Annotated in this window: 14 protein-coding genes and 2 pseudogenes; 10 read left to right on the forward strand and 6 right to left on the reverse strand. The window is 74.0% G+C overall.

The annotated features are described in order from the left end of the window. Positions 1 to 20: 20 nt before the first annotated feature. Positions 21 to 977, reverse strand: coding sequence for a 2,3,4,5-tetrahydropyridine-2,6-dicarboxylate N-succinyltransferase (gene dapD, locus JQN83_RS16555; RefSeq protein ID WP_208568049.1), 957 nt, complete (start codon positions 975 to 977; stop codon positions 21 to 23). A gap of 81 nt (positions 978 to 1,058) precedes the next feature. Between dapD and dapE the strand changes: the two genes are divergently transcribed. Next, complete coding sequence (dapE, locus tag JQN83_RS16560) at positions 1,059 to 2,132, forward strand: succinyl-diaminopimelate desuccinylase (protein WP_208568050.1); 1,074 nt, start codon at positions 1,059 to 1,061, stop codon at positions 2,130 to 2,132. Between the two features lie 340 nt (positions 2,133 to 2,472). On the opposite strand, the gene JQN83_RS16565 is transcribed toward dapE, so the two are convergent. Beyond that, positions 2,473 to 2,640 carry a hypothetical protein gene (locus JQN83_RS16565; protein WP_208568156.1) on the reverse strand — a complete coding sequence of 56 codons (168 nt, stop codon included), beginning with the start codon at positions 2,638 to 2,640 and terminating at the stop codon, positions 2,473 to 2,475. 155 nt (positions 2,641 to 2,795) lie between these two features. On the opposite strand from JQN83_RS16565, the pseudogene JQN83_RS16570 reads away from it, so the two are divergent. From JQN83_RS16570 to JQN83_RS16600, 7 genes and pseudogenes are all read left to right on the forward strand, one after another. Beyond that, positions 2,796 to 3,617: pseudogene (locus tag JQN83_RS16570) on the forward strand (LOG family protein); the annotation flags it as partial. A 385-nt stretch (positions 3,618 to 4,002) separates the two neighbouring features. Next, a complete protein-coding gene (locus tag JQN83_RS16575; RefSeq protein ID WP_208568051.1) occupies positions 4,003 to 4,548 on the forward strand; it encodes an LOG family protein in 546 nt (181 codons plus the stop codon). A gap of 326 nt (positions 4,549 to 4,874) precedes the next feature. Next, on the forward strand, positions 4,875 to 8,528 hold the full coding sequence (locus JQN83_RS16580; protein ID WP_244252618.1) for an ATP-dependent helicase: 3,654 nt from the start codon (positions 4,875 to 4,877) through the stop codon (positions 8,526 to 8,528). 64 nt (positions 8,529 to 8,592) lie between these two features. Then, positions 8,593 to 12,192: an ATP-dependent helicase gene (locus JQN83_RS16585; protein ID WP_208568052.1), complete on the forward strand. Its 3,600-nt coding sequence runs from the start codon at positions 8,593 to 8,595 to the stop codon at positions 12,190 to 12,192. 200 nt (positions 12,193 to 12,392) lie between these two features. Further along, positions 12,393 to 12,596, forward strand: coding sequence for a transcription antiterminator/RNA stability regulator CspE (cspE, locus tag JQN83_RS16590; protein WP_007464836.1), 204 nt, complete (start codon positions 12,393 to 12,395; stop codon positions 12,594 to 12,596). A gap of 220 nt (positions 12,597 to 12,816) precedes the next feature. Further along, positions 12,817 to 14,139 (forward strand): DEAD/DEAH box helicase, encoded by a 1,323-nt coding sequence (locus JQN83_RS16595; protein ID WP_208568053.1) that lies wholly within the window; start codon positions 12,817 to 12,819, stop codon positions 14,137 to 14,139. Positions 14,140 to 14,502: 363 nt separating this feature from the next. Next, positions 14,503 to 14,703, forward strand: coding sequence for a hypothetical protein (locus JQN83_RS16600; RefSeq protein WP_208568054.1), 201 nt, complete (start codon positions 14,503 to 14,505; stop codon positions 14,701 to 14,703). Positions 14,704 to 14,937: 234 nt separating this feature from the next. Here the strand turns inward: JQN83_RS16600 and JQN83_RS34450 are convergent. The 4 genes and pseudogenes from JQN83_RS34450 to JQN83_RS16620 all read right to left on the reverse strand — a co-directional run. Continuing rightward, positions 14,938 to 15,318, reverse strand: a pseudogene (locus JQN83_RS34450) (RrF2 family transcriptional regulator); the annotation flags it as partial. Positions 15,319 to 15,589: 271 nt separating this feature from the next. Then, positions 15,590 to 16,474 carry an ABC transporter permease gene (locus tag JQN83_RS16610; RefSeq protein WP_208568055.1) on the reverse strand — a complete coding sequence of 295 codons (885 nt, stop codon included), beginning with the start codon at positions 16,472 to 16,474 and terminating at the stop codon, positions 15,590 to 15,592. After that, the gene (locus JQN83_RS16615) at positions 16,464 to 17,243 is read right to left on the reverse strand and encodes an ABC transporter ATP-binding protein (protein ID WP_208568056.1); all 780 of its coding nucleotides are present in this window, start codon (positions 17,241 to 17,243) and stop codon (positions 16,464 to 16,466) included. Before JQN83_RS16615 ends, JQN83_RS16610 begins: the two co-directional genes overlap by 11 nt. Then, entirely contained in the window at positions 17,240 to 18,298 is a 1,059-nt protein-coding gene (locus tag JQN83_RS16620; protein WP_208568057.1) for an ABC transporter substrate-binding protein, read from the reverse strand. The genes JQN83_RS16615 and JQN83_RS16620 overlap by 4 nt, the downstream gene beginning before the upstream one ends. Positions 18,299 to 18,486: 188 nt before the next feature. On the opposite strand from JQN83_RS16620, the gene JQN83_RS16625 reads away from it, so the two are divergent. Both JQN83_RS16625 and JQN83_RS16630 read left to right on the forward strand, forming a co-directional pair. Continuing rightward, positions 18,487 to 19,572, forward strand: coding sequence for an LLM class flavin-dependent oxidoreductase (locus JQN83_RS16625; protein WP_208568058.1), 1,086 nt, complete (start codon positions 18,487 to 18,489; stop codon positions 19,570 to 19,572). 54 nt (positions 19,573 to 19,626) lie between these two features. Further along, complete coding sequence (locus JQN83_RS16630) at positions 19,627 to 20,937, forward strand: M16 family metallopeptidase (protein ID WP_208568059.1); 1,311 nt, start codon at positions 19,627 to 19,629, stop codon at positions 20,935 to 20,937. The last annotated feature ends 25 nt before the right edge of the window (positions 20,938 to 20,962 follow it).

The raw sequence follows: 20,962 nt of genomic DNA on the forward strand, positions 1-20,962 counted from the left end.
TCGTCGGCGTTTCGGGCGGTTCAGTCGTTGGCGTGCAGGGCGGCGTTCAGCTCGATGCCCCGACCCGTGCGCGGCTTCGCCTCCAACGCGCCGGTCACCGAGTTACGCCAGAACAGCAGCCCGTCGACGCCGGACAGCTCACGGGCCTTGACCACCCGGCCGTCCGGCAGGGTGATCTTGGAGGCGGCGGTGATGTAGCAGCCGGCCTCGACCACACAGTCGTCGCCGAGCGAGATGCCGACCCCGGCGTTCGCGCCGACCAGGCTCCGCTCACCGATGCGGACCCGGTCGGTGCCGCCACCGGAGAGGGTCCCCATGATCGACGCGCCGCCGCCGATGTCGGAGCCGTCACCGACCACCACACCCTGCACGATCCGGCCCTCGACCATCGAGGTGCCCAGCGTGCCGGCGTTGAAGTTGACGAAGCCCTCCTGCATCACGGTGGTGCCGGCGGCCAGGTGCGCGCCGAGCCGGACCCGGTCCGCGTCGGCGATCCGCACCCCGGCGGGCACCACGTAGTCGGTCATCCGGGGGAACTTGTCCACCCCGTACACGGCCAGGTGGCGGCCGGCGGCCCGCTCGATCACCCGCAGCTCGTCGACCCGCTCCGGCGGGCACGGCCCGGCCGAGGTCCAGGCCACGTTGGCCAGTTTGCCGAAGATGCCGTCGAGGTTCAGCTCGTTGGGCCGCACCAGGCGGTGGGAGAGCAGGTGCAGCCGCAGGTACGCGTCGGCGGCGTCCTTGATCGGCTCGTCCAGCGCGCCGATCACGGTGACCACCTGCACCGTACGCAGACCCGGCAGGGCCCGCTCGCCGATCGCGCCGGGCGGCAGGTCGAGCACGTCGGCCTGGTCCTCGCCGGGGACCAGCGGCAGCTCACCCAGGCCCAGCTTGCCGGTCGGGTACCAGGTGTCGAGCACCTGCTCGGCGGCGGTCACGGTGGCCACGCCGATTCCCCAGGCGGATTGGGACGTCACTGTTCTACCCTCTCGTTCGCGGCTGCGGGGCCGATGGGCTCACCCCTCGCGCCCACCGTTCAGGACGGTACCGTGCGAACCATGGAGAACCCGCTTACCCCCGAGGTCCTGGCCGATCCGGTGGCGCTGACCCGTGCCCTGGTCGACATCGAGTCCGTCTCCCTCGACGAGAAGGCGATCGCCGACTGCGTCGAGGAGGTGCTGCGCCGGGTGCCGCACCTGAGCACCTTCCGGCACGGCAACACGGTGATGGCGCGCACGGACCTCGGCCGGGACTCCCGGGTGGTGCTCGCCGGGCACCTGGACACGGTGCCCCTCAACGACAACTTCCCGTCGACCATGCGCGGCGACCTGATGTACGGCTGCGGCACCTCCGACATGAAGTCCGGGGTGGCCTTCGCGCTGCACCTGGCGGTGACCCTGCCCGACCCCCGCTACGACGTGACGTACCTGTTCTACGAGGCCGAGGAGATCGAGTCCCGGTACAACGGGCTCACCCTGGTCGGCGGGGCGCACCCGGAGTGGCTCCAGGCCGACTTCGCGGTGCTGCTGGAGCCGACGTACGGCATCGTCGAGGTCGGCTGTCAGGGCACCATGCGGGCGGTCGTCACCCTGCACGGCGAGCGGGCCCACGCGGCCCGGTCCTGGCGTGGGGTGAACGCCATCCACGGGGCGGGCGAGGTGCTGCGCCGACTCTCGACGTACGAGGCGCGGCGGGTCACCATCGACGGCTGCGACTTCCGTGAGGGCCTGAACGCGGTGCGGATCGGTGGCGGGGTGGCCGGCAACGTCGTCCCCGACCGCTGCGAGATCGAGATCAACTACCGGTTCGCCCCGGACCGCGACCCGGCGGCAGCCGAGGCGCACCTGCGCGAAGTGCTCGCCGGCTACGAGTTGACGGTCACCGACGCGGCGGCCGGCGCACTCCCCGGCCTCAAGGCCCCGGTGGCCCAGGAGTTCCTGGCTGCGGTGGGTTCGGCCCCGAGGGGCAAGCTGGGCTGGACGGACGTCGCCCGGTTCGCGGCGATGGGCATCCCGGCACTGAACTTCGGCCCGGGCGACCCCAACCTGGCCCACCACAAGGACGAGCACGTCGAACTGACCAAGATCCGCGACGGCGCCGCCACCCTCCACCGCTGGCTGACCCCCGCCTAACCCACCCCACCCCACCCCACCCACCCCGCGCCCCGCCCGCGCCCCGGCTCGGCCCGGTGATCAAGAGGTTTGCGTCACGGGGAGCGCTCTCCCGGCCCACAAACTTCTTGATCACCAGCCGCAAACCTCTTGATCACCAATGCGGGGGAGGGGTGCGGGTGGGGTGTGGGCGTTGGAAGGGGTGGGGGATGCATGGTGAGGCCCCGGGGTCGGGGACCGCCGGGGCCGTGGTGGGGCTGGGTGGGTGAGGCTCGGGGTGAGGCTGATTGGATGGGGCTGGTGGGGTGTGAGGCTGATTGGGTGGGGCGCGGGGTGGGGCTGGTGGGTCGGGTGGTGGGTGTCAGACGGTGGTGAGGCGGGGATTGTCGGGTTCGGTGGGCTCGACGGGCTGGGCGGCGGGTTCCACCGGCACCTCCAGCTGTCGGGCGCGGCGGCGCTCGGCCACCACCTCGTTGATCCGTCGCTGCATCTGCCGACGGATACGCATCCGCTCGTTGTTGCTGATCACGCTTGCTCCTCCCCCGAAGGCGCGCGCCGGGCCATACCCGGTATGTGAATAGTAAGACGTACGGGCGACAGAATTAGTTGCCCATGATCGCGAACTTTTTCTCCGACCTGTCGGCCGGCACCGCCCTGACGTGCGCCTCCACTACGGTGGCTGTCATGAGTCAGACCAACGGGCGGCGGCCGGGCCGCGATCCGGAGCGGCACCGGGGAGCGGTCACGCTGCGCCGTGGCGCGATCCCCACCAGCACCGCTGACCAGCGGTTGTTGGACTCCCGGGGGCGCAGCGACTGGAAAACCAAGGACGCCTGGCGGGCGCTGCGGATCCTCGCCGAGTTCGTCGAGGGCTTCGACACGCTGGCCGACCTGCCGCCCGCGGTGAGTGTCTTCGGCTCCGCGCGTAGTAAACCCGACAGTCCGGAGTGCCGGCTGGCCGAGGAGTTGGGGGCCGGCCTCGCCCGGGCCGGTTACGCGGTGATCACCGGCGGTGGCCCAGGAGTGATGGAGGCGGCCAACCGGGGTGCCAGCGAAGCCGGCGGCCTCTCCGTCGGGCTGGGCATCGAACTTCCCTTCGAGCAGGGGCTCAACGACTGGGTCGACCTGGCCATCGACTTCCGCTACTTTTTCGCCCGCAAGACCATGTTCGTCAAGTACGCCCAGGCGTTCGTCGTGCTACCCGGCGGCTTCGGCACCATGGACGAGCTGTTCGAGGCGCTCACCCTGGTGCAGACCGGCAAGGTGACCCGCTTCCCGGTGGTGCTGATGGGCACCGACTACTGGCGGGGGCTGCTCGACTGGCTGCGGGACAGCATGGCCGCCGAGGGCAAGATCGGCCCGGTGGACCTGGAGCTGATCTGTCTCACCGACGACGTCGACGCGGCGGTACGGCACATCGTCGAGGCCGAGGCGGCCCTCGCCGTCGACCAGGAGGCGGTACGCGAGGAGGCGGTCGCCCGGACCGCCGCCGACCAACAGGCCGCCCGCCGGGCCGCCGCCGTCGCAGACGCCACCGACACGAAGCCCGACACCCCTGCGTCGGGCAGTCCCGCGTCGGGCAGTCTCTCGCCCGGCAGTCCCGCGTCGGGCAGCCTCTCGTCCGGCAGTCCGACGTCGAGCAGCCACCCGTCGAGCAGTCCCGCGTCGGGTAGTCACCCGTCAAGCAGTCCCGCGTCGGGCAGCCACCCGTTGGGCAGCCACGCGTCCGGCAGTCCGACGTCGAGCAGCGGCGATTCCGGTAGCCCGCCGCCAGGCAGCCCCGCGTCCGGTCAGGCCGGGCCGGGTGAGCCGGGGTCCGGTGAGTCAGGGTCCGGTGGGTCGGGGTCCGGGGCGGGCCGGGGTGTCGTCGACGGTCGGGAGGGCTGAGCCGGTGGCGGCGATCTGTGTCTTCTGTGCGTCCTCCCGTACCCTCGACCAGCGCTGGTTGGATCTGGCGGCCGAGACCGGCGCGGAGCTGGCCCGGCGCGGGCACACGCTGGTCAGTGGCGGCGGCTGCGTCGGCATGATGGGCGCCCTCGTCGACGGGGCGCGGGCGGCCGGTGGGCGTACCGTCGGGGTGATCCCGCAGGCGCTGGTGGACCTGGAGGTCGCCGACCTGGCCTCGGACGAACTGCTCGTCACCGACGGCATGGCCAGCCGCAAGACCGTCATGATCGAGAAGTCGGACGCGTTCCTCACCCTGCCCGGCGGACTGGGCACCCTGGACGAGCTGTTCGAGGTCTGGACCACCGCCACCCTGGCCATGCACACCAAGCCGATGGTGCTGGTCGACACCGACGGCTTCTACCGTCCGCTGCTCGACTGGCTGGGCACCATCACCGACCAGACCTTCCTCAAGCCGGCCGGCCTGGACCTGCTCACTGTCGCCCCCACCGTCTCCACCGCGCTGGACGCCCTGGAGTCCCGACTGCCCTGATCCCCACCCGTCGTCGGGGCCGGGCGGTGCGGGTCCGGGCGGGGTGGCCGGCACCGACTTCCGACCGCCGGCCACCGGTCGGGCCCGGGCGGGGTGGTGCGGTGGGTGGTGTCGTACCCGCGTGGTGGGATGTGGGGGTGCAGGGGTACCGGCTGGTGCGCCGACCTGCCGGATCGGGCCCGGAAGGCGGCCGGTCCGCCGCGAGCGTCCGGGGGGACGGTCGGCACGGCGGGGCGACCGTGGGCCCGGATCGGGCCGGGTCAGGCGTCGAGGGGGAGCCGCGGCCCGGGGGGTCGGCGGGCGATGCCGCGTACCCCCGGGGGGAGCTGCGGCCCCGGGCAACGGCGAGTGGGGCCACCCACCTGCCGGCGCGTCGGCCCGATCCGCTCCAGGCGGAGGTCGTGGCGCATACCGCCGGGCCGATGCTGGTCCTCGGCGGGCCGGGCACCGGCAAGACCGGCACCCTGGTCGAGGCGGTCGCCGCCCGGGTCGCCGAGGGGGTCGACCCGGAGCGCCTGCTGGTGCTCACCTTCAGCCGTCGGCAGGCCACCGGGCTGCGGCACCGGATCGAGGCCCGGATCGCCGCCGACGGCCACCGGGTGCTGCGCGAGCCGCTGGTGCGCACCTTCCCGGCGTACGCCTTCGGCCTGCTGCGCCGGGCCGCCGCCGAACGCGGCGAGCCGTCCCCCCGGCTGCTCACCGGCCCCGAGCAGGATCTGATCATCCGGGAGCTGCTGGACGTCGTCGGCACTGAACCCGACGACGACCCGGTCGGTTGGCCGGACGACCTGCTCCCCGCCCTGCGTACCCGGGCGTTCGCCGGCCAGCTGCGTGACCTGCTGATGCGGGCCGCCGAACGCGGCGTCGGGCCGGTCGAGCTGGCCCGGCTGGGGGAGAAGCTGGGCCGCACCGACTGGCCGGCCGCCGCCCGGTTCCTCCGGGAGTACGTCGCCGTCCTCGCGCTGCGCGACGTCAGCAACCGGGGCTCCGTGGCGTACGACCCGGCCGAGCTGGTGCGGGCGGCCACCGGCATGCTCCTCGACGATCCGGAGCTGCTGGAGGCCGAGCGTCGCCGGCTGGCTCACGTCTACGTCGACGAACTGGCCGACACCGACCCGGCCCAGCAGGACCTGCTGGCCGTCCTGGCCGGTGGTGGCCGTTCCCTGGTGGCCTTCGCCGATCCGGACTCCTCCACGTACGCCTTCCGGGGTGCCGACCCGGCCGTGGTGACCGCCTTCCCGCACCGGTTCCGGACGGCCTCCGGGGCCCCGGCGGCGCAGGTCACCCTGACCACCTCCTACCGGGCGGGTGCGGTGCTGCTCGGGGCCACCGGTCGCCTGGCCCGGCGGTTGCGCGGGCCGGCCGGGCACCGGCGGCTGCGACCGCTGCCCGACGCGCCACCCGGCAGCGTGCAGGTGCGTACCTTCCGTTCGGCCACCAGCGAGGCCGCCTGGCTGGCCCACGCGCTGCGCTCCGCCCACCTGCTCGACGGGGTGCCCTGGTCGGCGATGGCGGTGCTGGTCCGCTCGACCCACCTGCACCTGCCGGCGCTGCGGCGGGCACTGCACGCCGCCGGGGTGCCCACCGTCGTGCACGGCGAGGACCTGCCGCTGCACCTGCAACCCGCGGTCGCCCCGCTGCTGCTCCTGCTGCGCTGCGCGCTCGAACCGGCCCGGCTGGACGAGGAGTCCGCGGTCGCCCTGCTGCACTCGCCGCTGGGCGGGGCCGACCCGCTGGCCGAGCGGCGGCTGCGGCAGGGGCTGCGGGCGCTCGCCCTGGCCCGGGGCGACCGGCGGCCCTCCGGCGAGCTGATCGTCGAGGCGCTGGCCGACCCGGCGGAGCTGGCCGGCATCGAACGCCGCTGGGTCGAGCCGGCCCGGACGGTGGCGGAGCTGCTCGCCACCGCGCGGACGGCGGCGGCGGTGCCCGGGGCCACCGCCGAGGACGTGCTCTGGGCGGTGTGGGACGCCAGCGGGCTCGCCGAACGCTGGGCGGGGGCGATCAACCGGGGCCGGGAGGCCACCGGGGAGCACGAGACCGCCCAGCGTTGGCGGGCCGAGGCCGCCGACCGGGACCTCGACGCGGTGCTGGTGCTCTTCGACGCGGCGGCCCGGTTCGTCGACCGGCTGCCCGGCGCGCGTACCGAGGTCTTCCTCGACCACGTCCTCGGCCAGGACCTGCCGGCGGACACCCTGGCGGCCAGCGCCGACCGGGGTGAGGCGGTCCGCCTGCTCACCGCGCACGCCGCCAAGGGACTGGAGTGGGATCTGGTCGCGGTGGCCGGCGTGCAGGAGGGCGTCTGGCCCGACCTGCGGCTGCGCGGCAGCCTGCTCGGCTCCGAACGGCTGGTCGACGTGCTGGTCGGCCGGGCGGACGGCACCGGCACCCGGGCCGGCCTGGTCGGGCAGACCTCCGCCCTGCTCGACGAGGAACGCCGGCTGTTCCACGTGGCGGTGACCCGGGCCCGGCGTCGGCTGCTGGTCACCGCCGTCGCCTCGGCGGCCGTCGGTGGCGACGACCACGAGGAGCAGCCCAGCCGCTTCCTGCACGAACTCGGCGTCACCGGCCAGTACGGAGACGGCCCGGCGGGAGACGGCCCCACCGGAAACGGCCCGACCCCGATCTCCCCCGACGGCGGCCCCACCCCGCCCGGCCCCGCCACCCCGCCCGCCGCCGTCGGTGGCGGCCAGAGATCTTGGCGGGAAACGGCCCCCGGAGGGGTGCTCTCCCCTCAAGATCTGCTGGCTGCCCACAGCGGCGCGACCGGTGGGGGCGACGTGGGAGACGCGGCGGCCCAGCGTGAACCGGGTCGGCCGGCCGACGGTGGGCCGGGTCGGTCATCCGGCGGGGAGCCCGGGGAGGCGGGCGAGGACCTGCCCGGAAGCCCGGGCGAGAACCTGCCCGGCGGGCCGGGTGAGGACCCGGCCGGGGAACCGGGGGAGGGACCGGCCCGGGAGCTGCCCGTGGGGCGGCCACCCCGGGCGCTCACCCTCTCCGCGCTGGTGGCGGAGCTGCGTACCGCAGTCGTCGATCCGGCGGCGTCGGTGGCCCGGCGGCGCGCGGCGGCGGCCGAACTGGCCCGGTTGGCCGCCGCCGGCATCCCCGGCGCGCACCCGGACGACTGGTGGGGGCTGCGCAGCCTCTCCGACGACCGGCCGCTGGCCGACGAGGGCGAACCGGTCCGGGTCACCCCGTCGGGGATGGAGAGCGCGCTGCGGTGCAGCCTGCGCTGGCTGCTCGAACGGCACGGCGGCAGCGGGCCGGCCAGCGCCGCCCAGGGCGTCGGCAACCTGGTGCACGCCGCCGCGATGCTGGCCGAGGACGCCAGCGCCGACCGCACGGCCCTGCTGGAGTACGTGGCCGCCCGGTTCGACGCGATCGAGTTGGCGGCCCGGTGGATGGTCGGCCCGGAACGGGAACGCGCCGAGGCCATGGTGGACAAGCTGCTGCGCTGGCTGGCCGGCAACCCGCGCCGGCTGCTCGCCATCGAACACGAGTTCGCGGTCCGCCTCGACGACCCGACGCGTCCGATCGAGCTGACCGGCCGGGTCGACCGGCTGGAGGTCGACGCGGACGGCCGGCTCGTGGTGATCGACCTCAAGACCGGCAAGTCGACGATGGTCACCGAGCGGGAGGTGGCCGAGCATCCGCAGCTCGGGGCGTACCAGGCGGCGGTGGAGGCGGGTGGGTTCGCCGAGTTCGGCGACGAGGCCGGGGGCGCGGCGCTGGTGCAGCTCGGCACCGGTGCGAAGGACGCCCGCGAGCAGACCCAGGCCGCCGCCGGGCAGGGCCCCGAGGCCGGCTGGGCCACCGCCCTGGTCCGGCGCACCGCCGATACGATGGCCGCCTCGACCTTCGCCGCCGTCGCCAACGCGAAGTGCCGGGTCTGCCCGGTGCGGACCAGCTGCCCCGTCTCCGGTCAGGGCCGGCAGGTCGTCGAGCCGCCGGCCACCGGCGAGCACCGGGCGGGCGGGGAGTGAACGTGTCGGCCGCGCCACCGACGACCGGGCGGCCGGGGCCGTGGTGTGCGACGAGGGGAGAGCGGTGACCCAGCCGACCCTGTTCAGCGCCGCCGCCCCCGCGCCGCGCGCCGCCGACGCCGGGCCGCGCTACACGCCGGTGGAGCTGGCCCGGCTGCTCCGGCTGCCCGCCCCCACCGCCGAACAGGCCGCGATCATCGCGGCACCGGTCGCGCCGCTGCTGGTGGTGGCGGGTGCCGGTTCGGGCAAGACCGAGACGATGGCCGCCCGGGTGGTCTGGCTGGTCGCCAACTCCTACGTCCGCCCGGAGCAGATCCTCGGGCTGACCTTCACCCGCAAGGCGGCCGGTGAGTTGGCGCACCGGGTGCGGACCCGGCTCGACCAGTTGGTGCGGCGGCTCGGGCGGCGGGCCCGCAACCCGCTCGACGATCCGCTGGCCGGCGAGCCCACCGTCTCCACCTACCACTCGTACGCCGGGCGGATCGTCACCGAGCACGGGCTGCGGGCCGGCTACGAGCCGACCACCCGGCTGCTCACCGAGGCGTCCCGGTGGCAGCTCGTCGACCTGCTGGTGCGCAACTACGACGGCGACATGTCCGAGGTCGACCGGATGCCGAGCACCATCACCGACGCCGTGCTCGCGCTGGCCGGCGAGTTGGACGAGCACCTGGTCGACCCGGACACCCTGGCCGCCTGGACGGGCCGGTTCTTCGCCGAGGTGCAGTCCCACCCGGGCCGGGTCTACGCCGACGTCCGCAAGGCCCTCCAGCTGCAACGCACCCGGCTGAAGCTGCTGCCGCTGGTGCGGGCGTACGCCCGGCGCAAGGACGACTTCGAGGCGATGGACTTCGCCGACCAGCTCGCCCGTGCCGCCCGGGTGGCCCGGGACCACCCGGCGGTCGGCGCGGTCGAGCGGGACCGTTTCCGGGTGGTGCTGCTCGACGAGTACCAGGACACCAGCCACGCCCAGGTGGTGCTGCTCAACCACCTCTTCGGCGGCGGTCACCCGGTCACCGCCGTCGGCGACCCCTGCCAGTCGATCTACGGGTGGCGAGGGGCCAGCGCCGGCACGCTGGACCGGTTCCCCACCGACTTCGCCCGCGCCGACGGTGCCCCCGCCGAGGCGATGAGCCTCACCACCAGCTGGCGTAACCGGCCGGAGATCCTCGGCGTGGCCAACGCGCTGTCGGTGCCGCTGCGGGCCGCCGGCGCCCGGGTGCCGGAGCTGCACGCCGCGCTGAGCGTCCGCGACCCGATCCCGCACCGCAGCCCGCGCGGCCGGGCCGCTGGCACCGTGCACTGCGCGCTGCTGCCCACGTACGTCGACGAGGCGGACTGGATCGCCGACAGTGTGCTCGCCGCCTGGCGGGGGGCGGCCCGGATGCCCGGTGCGCTGCCCGAGCACATCCCGGTGCCGCAGCGCCCCGCCACCGCCGTGCTGGTCCGGCTGCGCAGCCAGATCCCGGCGATCGAGGCCGCCCTGCGGGCCCGAGGGCTGCCGGTCGAGGTGGTCGGCCTGGGCGGGCTGCTGGACACCCCGGAGGTACGGGACGTGGTCTGCACCCTGCGGGTGCTCGCCGACCCGACCGACGGTGCGGCGCTGCTGCGGCTGCTCACCGGGGCGCGCTGGCGGATCGGGCCGCGTGACCTGGTCGCCCTGCACCGGCGGGCGCGGGTCATCGCCCGGGCCCGCCGGGAGTTGACCGGCGACGACGGGCCGGAGATCGTCGTGGACACCCTCGACGAGGCGACCCTGGTGGAGGCGCTGGCCGACCTGGGGCCGGCGCAGACGTACTCGGCGGAGGGCTACGCGCGGCTGCGGTCGTACGGGATGGAGCTGGCCCTGCTGCGCTACCGGCTGGACCAGACGCTGCCGGAGCTGATCGCGGACGTGGAACGCACCATCGGGCTGGACGTCGAGGTGGCGGTCCGGGCCGGCCGGGACGGCACCGGCGACGCCGGACTGGCCCGGGGGCACCTGGACGCGCTCGGTGACGTGGCGGCCCGGTTCAGCGGCGAGACCCCGGCGGCGACGCTCGCCGGTTTCCTGGCCTACCTGGCCGCCGCCGAGGACGAGGAACGTGGGCTGTCCCCGGGCGAGGTGGAGGTGGTGGAGGGCGCGGTGCAGGTGCTCACCGCACACGCCGCCAAGGGCCTGGAGTGGGACGTCGTGGCGGTCGCCGGGCTGACCCGGGGCAGCTGGCCCGGGCAGGTCCGCAACTCCGACCACTGGCTGGGTGGGCTCGGGGTGCTGCCCTTCCCGTTGCGCGGCGACGCCGACGGGTTGCCCACGCTCGACCTGACCGAGGTGATAGACCAGCGCGGGGTGGCCCGGGCGGTGTCCGACTTCACCGACGCCTGGCGGGCCCACGACGAGCGTGAGGAACGCCGGCTGGCGTATGTGGCGGTGACCCGGCCCCGGCGGCTGCTGCTCTGCTCCGGCTACTGGTGGGGGGAGGGGACCAAACGGTTCCGGGGCCCGTCGGTGCTGCTCCGCGAGGTGTACGACGCCTGCCTGGCCGGTGGGGACGGCCTGCTGGTCGACGAGTGGACGCCCGAGCCGGCCGGTGACGCGGTCAACCCGACCACCGAGGTGGTGCTGCGGGCGGAGTGGCCGGCCGACCCGCTGGGCCCCCGCCGGCCGGCGTTGACCGAGGCGGCTGCCCTGGTCCGTCGGTTCCTCGCCGACCCCGACGCGGCCCGCCGCGATCCCGCGCCCGCCGTGGCGCCCGGCGACCCGCAGGCGGTGTCCCCGCAGGTGACGGCCCCGCAGGCGGTGTCCCCGCAGGTGACGGCCCCGCAGGCGGTGTCTCCGCAGGTGACGGCCCCGCAGGCGGTGTCTCCGCAGGTGACGGCCCCCCAGGTGGTGGTCCCGCCTCCCACGGGCACGCCGGCGGCGGGCAGGGGGGCGGCTGGTCCGGTGGTGGCGGGTCCGGAGCCCGATCCGGAGGTGGCGCGGTGGCGGCGGGAGGCGGATCTGCTCCTGGCCGAGCGGGCGGAGCTGCTGCGGCAGGCCGAGGCGGTGGAGGTGGTGCTACCCGGGCACCTGTCGGTCACCCAGTTGGTGGCGCTGCGCCGGGACCCGGCGCAGCTGGCCCGTACGCTGCGCCGGCCTATGCCGGCCCCGCCCAGCCCGTACGCCCGGCGGGGTACCGCCTTCCACGCGTGGCTGGAGGCCCGCTTCGGGGCCGACCGGCTGCTCGACGTGGACGAGTTGCCGGGTGCGGCCGACGCGGACGCCGCCCCCGACGCGGCGCTGGCCGAACTCCAGGAGCGCTTCCTGGCCAGCGAGTGGGCCGACCGGGTGCCGGTGGAGGTGGAGGTGCCGTTCGCCACGGTGCTGGCCGGCGTGGTGGTGCGGGGCCGGATGGACGCCGTGTTCACCCGCCCCGGCGGCCGGTACGACGTGGTCGACTGGAAGACCGGCCGGCAGCCGACCGGCGTTGAGGCCGAGGTGGTCGCGGTGCAGCTGGCCGTGTACCGGCTGGCCTGGGCGGAGCTGGCCGGGGTGCCGGTGGACCGGGTGGGGGCGGCCTTCCACTACGTCCGGGAGGGGGTGACGGTGCGGCCGGCGGACCTGCTGGACGCCGACGGGCTGACCACGATCATCGCCGGGTTGCCGGAAAATCCGGTGGGGGGTGGCGCTCCCGAAGATCCGTGGTAGGTTGTTCTTGTTGCAGTTTTGGTTTCCAGAGACTCTGTGTGCGCCTGGCGGATTGTGGCCCCAGGCGCTCTTTGTTGTGTCCGGAGCTCTCCGGGCGGGGCGACCAAAAACAACAGGCGATTCGCGCATCCCGCGCGGGGCGCTCCTCTTCGGGCCCGCAACAGGTGCGGGTTCGACGTTCCGTCAAGGAGACGAAACAGATGGCAATTGGCACCGTCAAGTGGTTCAACGCTGACAAGGGCTTCGGCTTCATCACCCCGGACGGCGGCGGCGCCGACGTCTTCGCCCACTTCTCGGCGATCCAGTCCTCCGGCTACCGGAGCCTGGACGAGAACCAGCGGGTCGAGTTCGAGGTGACCCAGGGCCAGAAGGGCCCGCAGGCGGAGAACATCCGCCCGCTCTGATCTTCGGATCGTCCGTAACACCCACCGGGTCCTCCGGACCCGGTGACGGACCGGTCCGCCGCGCCGCCCCCCGCTCCGGCGGGACGCGGCGTGCTGCGGCGGACCGGCCCGTACCCCATCGGTTCGTGCTTGTGAGTCTTCGACGGACTGCTCCGTCGGAGACCGCGCCGAGTCTCGGCGCCCTCCCTCGACACGTGCCGCGTCGAGGAAGGCATTCCGCATGACCATGACCATTCCCACCTTCGCCGCTACCGGCCTCGCGCCGGCGCTGCTCGCCGAGCTGACCAAGCAGGGCATCACCGAGCCGTTCCCGATCCAGACGGCCACCCTGCCGGACTCGCTGGCCGGCCGGGACGTGCTCGGCCGGGGCCGCACCGGCTCGGGCAAGACCCTCGCCTTCGGGCTCCCGCTGCTGCACCGCACCGCCGGTCACCGGGCCCGCCCGGGTCGCCCGCTCGCCCTGGTGCTGGTCCCCACCCGTGAGCTGGCCGCCCAGGTCACCACGGCACTCACCCCGTACGCCCGGGCGCTGGGGTTGCGCTGCGCCACCGTGGTCGGCGGGCTCTCCCTCCAGCGGCAGGCGGACGCGCTGCGCGCCGGCGCCGAGGTGCTGGTGGCCACCCCCGGCCGGCTGCACGACCTGATCAACCGGGGCGACGCCCGCCTCGACCAGGTCGCCATCACCGTGCTGGACGAGGCCGACCAGATGGCCGACATGGGCTTCCTGCCGCAGGTGACCAAGCTGCTGGAGCAGGTCGCCCCGAACGGGCAGCGGATGCTCTTCTCCGCCACCCTGGACGGCGGGGTGGACCGCCTCGTCCGCCGGTTCCTCAGCAACCCGGTGTCGCACTCGGTGGACCCGGGCACCGCCACGGTGACCGCGATGACCCACCACGTGCTGCACGTCGACGCGGTCGACAAGCCCACCGCGCTCACCCAGATCGCCGCCCGCGAGGGCCGCACCATCCTGTTCATGGCGACGAAGCACCGGGCCGACCGGATGGCCCGCCAGCTGCTAGCCAAGGGCGTCCGCGCCGCGGCGCTGCACGGGGGGAAGTCCCAGCCGCAGCGCACCCGGATCCTGGAGCAGTTCCGCACCGGCCAGGTGACCGCGCTGGTCGCCACCGACGTGGCGGCCCGGGGCATCCACGTCGACGGGCTGGACATGGTGGTCAACGTGGACCCGCCGACCGAGGCGAAGGACTACCTGCACCGGGGTGGTCGTACCGCCCGCGCCGGTGAGGCCGGTCAGGTGGTCACCCTGGTCCTGCCGGAGCAGCGTCGGGACGTCTCCCGGCTGATGAGCGTGGCCGGCATCAAGCCGCAGTCCACCCAGGTACGCCTCGGCGACGGAGCGCTGGCCCGGGTGACGGGGGCCCGTGAGCCGTCCGGTGTGCCGGTGACGATCGTCGCCCCGACGCCCACCCCGGCCGCCCGGCCGCGTGCCGCTGTCGGTGGCGGCACCGGTGGCGGTGGCGAGGGTGGTCGGTCGCACCGGGCGTCGGGCCGGTCCCGTCGACCGCGTCGCCCCCGTACCGCCTGACCGACCGGTCCCGCCCGACCCGGGCCGTCCGCCGGGCTTGGTCACGTTCGACTCAGCCGGGCCGTCCGTCGGGCCTTGTCACGTTCGACTCAGCCGGGCCGTTGTTGCGGTGTCATCGTGTCGACGATGCCGCACATCGGCCCGGCTGAGTCGATCGTGCTTTCGGGCCGGGTGAGGGTCGGGTGCCGCCGACCGATGGACGGTGCGGGGTCGGGCGGAGACCCTCGGTGATCATGGTGGCGGGTGGGTCGGTTTGCCGGCTCTATTGCGTCCGATCGGTGACTGTTCCACCGTGCCCGGCTGGTCGAAGCTTGCTCGCGGGGGAAGAACCGGCCGGCACGGTCGGGCACGGGAGGGGTGACCATGGGGGGCGACGTCGAGTCGGGAGCGGGACGCGAGCTGATGGTGGTGTTAGCCGTGGCCGGTGCCGGGCTCCTGCTCGCCATGGTCGCGGCGTTCGCGCCCTGGCACCCGAGGCCGGGGCGGACCGCCCCGGCCGGGCTGGTCGAGTTGCACAGCCCTGACGAGGGGCGCCCGCCGACGGTCGAGCTGACCGCCGGCTGAGTCGACCCCGCGGGGGCCGTGGGGCCCGCGGGGCCGGGTGCCCGTCCGACCGTCGGATCCTGGGGGGTCGACGGTCGGACGGACACCCCGGACCAGCGGTTCGCAGGCGGTCAGCGGGTCGGCTGCCGTGAGCGATCGAACGGCGCGGCCGGTCGGGTGTGGTCAGCGGCCGAACGGCGCCGCGTCCGGACCCTGCCCGCAGGCGGGCCGGCCGGCATCACCGGTCGAACCGGGTCAGCGGCTGGGCGTCGGCAGTGGGGCCGGGGCATGCTCCTGGCGGACCAGCAGGTCGGTCAGGGTGGTCTGGTCGACCACCACGGCGATCGCGCCGTCCACGGCGAGCCAGACGTCGCGCAGGCCGGTCGCCACCCCGTGGTAGCCGGCGTCCTCGGCGGGCAGCCCGCGGACGGTGGTCAGTGATCCACCGACGGCACGCAGCACGTCCCCGACGCTGATCTGCGAGGCGGGTCGGGTCAGCGCGTAGCCGCCCTCGGTGCCCCGGTGACTGTGCAGCAGACCCGCGCGGCGCAGGTCGAGCAGGATGCCCTGAAGGAAGCTCAGCGGAATACCCTGCGCCTGCGCCAGGCACGCCGCCTTGACGAGTTCACCGCCACCGCCACCGCCACGGCTCCCACCGCCGCCACCGGGGCTGCCACGGTCGCGGCCACCCCCGGACCGGTCGCCGCTGTCAGCCCGGTCGCCGCCCCCGGGCCGGCCGTCCCCGAACCGGTCGCCGCTGTCAGGCCGGCCGCTGCCGCCCTCGGGCCCGCCGCCGCCCTCGGGTCGGCCGGGTCCATCCGTGGAGTTGGTGGTCTCGCCGTCGCCGGACGCGGCGACGGCGAGCATGGCCCGGAGCGCATAGTCACTGCGCGCGGAGATGTACACGTCACTGACCAGCCTGGTCCAGTACGCCCCAGCGGCGGCGGATCGCCCGGTCGGCTGCCCCGAACGCGGCGTCGACCACCAGCCCGACGACCAGGATGACGATCATCGTGGCGAGCAGCCAGGGCGCGTCGGACAACTCCCGTGAGTAGGTGAGCTGGGCACCCAGGGACGTCTGTGAGATGCCGACCACCAGCAGCTCACCGGCCATCAGGCTGCGCCAGGAGAAGGCCCAGCCCTGTTTGAGCCCGGCGACGATGGCGGGCAGCGCGGCCGGCGCGATGACGTACCGGTAGAGGTTCAGCCCCCGGGCGCCGAGGTTGCGGCCGGCCCGGACCAGCAGCGGCGGCACGTAGTCGACGCCGCTGATCACCCCGTTGGCGATGGACGGCGCGGCACCGAGCACCACCACGAAGAAGATCGCCTTCTCGCTCAGCTCGAACAGCAGGATGGCCAGCGGGAACCAGGCGATCGACGGCATCGTCTGCAACGCGGTGATCATCGAGCCGATCGCCGCCCGGAGCATCTTGGACCGGGCCACCGCCAGGCCGACCAGCAGGCCGACCGCGACCGAGAAGACATAGCCGAGCGCGGCCCGTTGCAGGGTGGTGGCGAGCCCGTCCCAGAGTTGCCGCCCGCTGGCCTGCCGGGCCAGTTCCTCGGCGACGGTGACCGGGCCGGGCAGCGAGTACGGCGGCTTCCAGCCGCTCCAGACCACCACCTGCCACAACCCGATGGCGATGGCGAGCGCGGCGAGCTTGGGCCAGGTGGACGCCCAGAGCCGGGCCCCCCGGGAGACCTCCTTGTCGCGACCGGCGATCTCCAGCGCGTCCAGCCCGGAGATCTCCGCGTCGGTGCGGGCCGAGCCGGTCAGGGTGTCACTTGCCATGGCGGCCCACCTCGGTACGGAGTCGGTCGGTGACCTCGGAGGCGATCGCGGCCACCTCGGGGGAGTCGATACGCCGGGGGCGGGACACGTTCACCTCCGTGGACCAGATGATCCGGCCGGGCCTGCTGCTGAGCAGGATGATCCGGTCGGCGAGCCGGGCCGCCTCCCGGACGTTGTGTGTCACGAACAGCACGGTGAGCTGCCGCTCGGCCCAGATCCGTTCCAGCTCGTCGTGCAGGATGTCCCGGGTCATCGCGTCGAGCGCGCCGAATGGCTCGTCCATCAGCAGGACCGGGGTGTCCAGGGCGAGGGTGCGGGCCAGGGCGACCCGCTGCCGCATGCCGCCGGACAGCTCGTGCGGCCGTTTGCGGCCGAAGTCGGACAGGTGGACGGTGCTCAGCAGCTCGGCCACCCGCTCCCGACGCTCGGCCCGGGGCAGCCCGCGCAGCTTCAACGGCACCTCGACGTTGGCCTCGACGGTCAGCCACGGGAAGAGCGCCGGCTCCTGGAACATCAGGCCGGGGTGGGCGTCGTCGGCCACCGTGATGGTGCCGCCCTGCGCGCGGTCCAGCCCGGCGACGAGGTTGAGCAGGGTGCTCTTGCCGCAGCCGGACGCGCCGACGAGGCAGACGAACTCGCCGGGCCGGACGTCGAGGCTGACCCCGTCCAGGGCGAGGACGGCGTTCGTCCCGCGCCCGTACACCTTGGTCACGCCGGAGAGCGCGACCGCGGCGGTCGCGCTCTGCGGCGGTGTCGTGGTCGACGTCACGGCTGGGTGACCTCGGCCTGGCCCTGCGTCTTGAGCACCTCGTTGAGGTACTTCAGGTCGTAGAGGCCGTTCAGGTCGACCGGCTGGGTCAGCTCGACGGCGACGGCGTGGTCCAGCCCGGTCTTGAGCGAGGACGCGATCGGGTCGTTGGTGAACAGCAGGGTGGGCCACGCCTGCTTGATCAGCTTGAGGTCCAGCGGCTTGCCGGTGATCTTGCCGATGTGGTCGGAGATGGCCTGCTGGGCCTCGTCCGGCTTGGTGTTGACGAAGTCGTTCGCCGCGACCTGCCCCTCGACCAGCTTCTTCACCGCGTCGGGGTGGGCCTTGAGGAACTTGGTGGAGACGATCAGGTTGGTGATGACGAACTTCTTGTCCGGCCAGAGGTCCCGCTCGTCGACGAGGACCTTGCCGCCCGCGTTGACCAGCCGGGAGACGAACGGCTCGGGCACCCACGCGCCGTCGATCGAGCCGCTGGAGAAGGTCTCCACCGTCTGGGCGTTCTCCTGCGGGACGATCTTGACGTCGCCGCCGCCCTCCTTGGTGGTCTTGAGGCCCTTCTCCTTGAGCCAGTAGCGGATGGCGACGTCCTGGGTGTTGCCGAGCTGCGGGGTGGCGATCTTCTTGCCGCGCAGCTGGTCGACCGAGGTGATCCCGGGCTTGACCACCAGGGCGACCCCGCCGGAGGCGGCGCCGGAGATGACCCGGACGGCCTCGCCCTTGGACTTGGAGAACGCGTTCACCGTCGGGTTCGGGCCGATGTACGTGGCGTCGAGCGCGCCGGAGAAGATCGCCTCGATGGCGGCCGGGCCGGCGTTGAACGTCTTGGTCTCCAGCTTGACGTCGCCCAGCTTCTCCGCGAAGAGGCCCTTCTCGACGCCGACCACGGCCGGGGCGTGCGTGATGTTGGGGAAGTAGCCCAGCCGCAGCGTGACGGGGCCGGAGTCGCCGCCGGCGCTGTCGTCGTCGCCGCACGCGGCGGTGGTGCCCATCGTGGCCACGCCGACGGCGGCGAGGGTGGCGAGGGAGATCAGCCGACGGAAGGGGAGCCGTCTCATCATCTGTCCAATCCGCAGTATTCCTATTTAGTTGGTAGGAAGAGTGGGCCAGGGGTCCATCGACGTCAAGCACCGTCCACATCATGGGATGTCGGGTCTCAGATATTCCTGGTTTTCCTACCTTCTTGATAGGTTTAGCTGCCCCCGGCGAGGCAGACCGGGCGGGACACGGCGAGAGGGCGGCCGACATGACCTTCCACTGGTTCCTCCCCACCTCCGGCGACGGCGACCAGGTCGGTGCGGCCACCGTCACCGCCGGTGCGGCCCGGCACGCGCGGGCCGCCACCATCGGATATCTGACCGAGGTGGCCCGGGCCGCCGAGGCGGGCGGGTTCAGCGCACTGCTCACCCCCGTCGGCTCCGGCTGCCCCGACCCGTGGATCGTCTGCGCGGCGGTCACCCAGCACACCGAACGGATCGGGCTGCTGGTCGCCGTCCGCGCCGGCTTCGCCCTGCCGACCCTGGTCGCCCAGCAGGCCGAGGCGTTCCAGGCGGTCTCCGGGGGTCGGCTCGCGCTGAACGTCGTCACCGGCGGCGACCCCACCGAGCAGCGGGCGTACGGCGACTTCCTCGACCACGACGCGCGCTACGCCCGTACCGGGGAATTCATCGAGGTGCTCCGCCGCTCCTGGCGCGGCGGCCCGTTCGACTTCGCCGGTGAGCACTACCGGATCGACGGCGGTGGGCTCGCCAGCCCGCTGGCCGACCCGCCCCCGGTCTACCTCGGCGGCGCGTCCCCGGCCGCCGAGGCGGTCGCCGCCCGGCAGGCCGACACGTACCTGATGTGGGGCGAGCCACCGGCGGCGATCGCCACCCGGGTGGCCCGGGTCCGCGCCCGCGCCGCCGAGCAGGGCCGCACCCTGCGTACGGGGCTGCGGCTGCACGTCATCGCGCGGCACACCGCCGCCGAGGCGTGGGCCGAGGCCGACCGGCTGCGGGCCGGGATGAGCCCGGAGCGGATCGCCGCCGCCCAGGCCCGGTTCGGCCGGATGGACTCCGTCGGCCAGGCCCGGATGACCGCGCTGCACGGCGGCGGCAGCGGACGCCTCGCCGTCGCGACGAACCTGTGGGCCGGCATCGGCCTGGTCCGCGAGGGTGCGGGCACCGCCCTGGTCGGCAGCTACGCCGAGGTCGCCGCCCGGCTCGACGAGTACGCCCACAGCGGCGTCGACGAGTTCATCCTCTCCGGCTGGCCGCACCGGGAGGAGGCGGAACGGGTCGGCGCGGAGGTGCTGCCCCGGGTCACCGCCCTGCCCGTCGCGGTGTCGTACTGAGACGCGGGTCGCGGACGGCCGTGCCGCCGCTGGCGACACGCTAGGGTCGATCACGTGCCGACCCGGAGAGCGAGAATTCCAGCGACGAAATACCCGGTCGAGCGGTTCACCCTCGACAACGGCCTACGGGTGGTGCTCACCCCGGACCGCAGCGCCCCGGTGATCGGCGTGGCGGTCGTCTACGACGTCGGCATCCGCTCCGAGCCGCAGGGGCGTACCGGCTTCGCCCACCTCTTCGAGCACCTGATGTTCCAGGGCTCGGAGAACCTGGAGAAGCTTGCCCACTTCCGGCACGTGCAGGGTGCCGGCGGCACCTTCAACGGCTCCACCCACCTGGACTACACCGACTACTACGAGACGCTTCCCGGCAACGCCCTGGAACGGGCGCTGTTCCTGGAGGCCGACCGGATGCGCGGCCCCCGGCTGACCGAGGAGAACCTGCGCAACCAGGTCGACGTGGTCAAGGAGGAGATCCGGGTCAACGTGCTCAACCGGCCGTACGGCGGGTTCCCCTGGCTGACCCTGCCGCCGGTCATGTTCGACACCTTCCCCAACGCGCACGACGGTTACGGCTCCTTCGACGACCTGGAGTCCGCCACCGTCGCCGACGCCGCCGACTTCTTCCGCCGCTACTACGCCAGCGGCAACGCCGTCCTGGCGGTCAGCGGGGACATCGACGTCGCGGAGGCGACCACGCTCGTCGAACGGCACTTCGGTGACGTGCCGGCCCGACCCGCCCCGGAGCGTCCGGACTTCACCGAGCCGGACCTGACCGTCGAGCGGCGTACCTCGTACACCGATCAGCTGGCCCCGTTGCCGGCGGTGGCCTCGGCGTGGCGGGTGCCCGACCCGGTCGTCGACTTCGCCGGCTACCTGCCCTACGTGGTGCTCGCCGAGGTGCTCACCGACGGGGACGCGTCCCGGTTGGTGGAGCGGATGGTGCAGCGCGACCGCAGCGTCACCGGCCTCGGCGGCTACCTCGGCTTCATGGGTGACCCGTTCGACGTCCGCGACCCCACGGCACTGCTGCTCCAGGCGCACCTGCCGCCCGGCGGCGACGTGGACAAGGCGTTGCGCACGATCGACGAGGAACTGGACCGGCTGGCCACCGACGGGCTGACCGACGGCGAGCTGGCCCGCACCCAGGCGCGGATGGCCACCCACCTGCTGCGGGACACCGACGCGGTGCTCGGCCGGGCGCTGCGGATGGCGGTGCTGGAACAGCAGCGCGGCGAGCCGGGCCTGCTCAACGACCTGCCCCGGCTGGTCGGCGAGGTCACCGAGGACCAGGTCCGCGCCGCCGCCGCCACCCTGCGCCCGGAGCGCCGCGCCTCCATCGAGGTCATCCCAGGAGGTGCCCGGTGAGCGCGAGGAGTGAGCCGGGTTTGCG

The sequence above is a fragment of the Micromonospora antibiotica genome (assembly GCF_017599305.1).
GTDB lineage: Bacteria > Actinomycetota > Actinomycetes > Mycobacteriales > Micromonosporaceae > Micromonospora > Micromonospora antibiotica.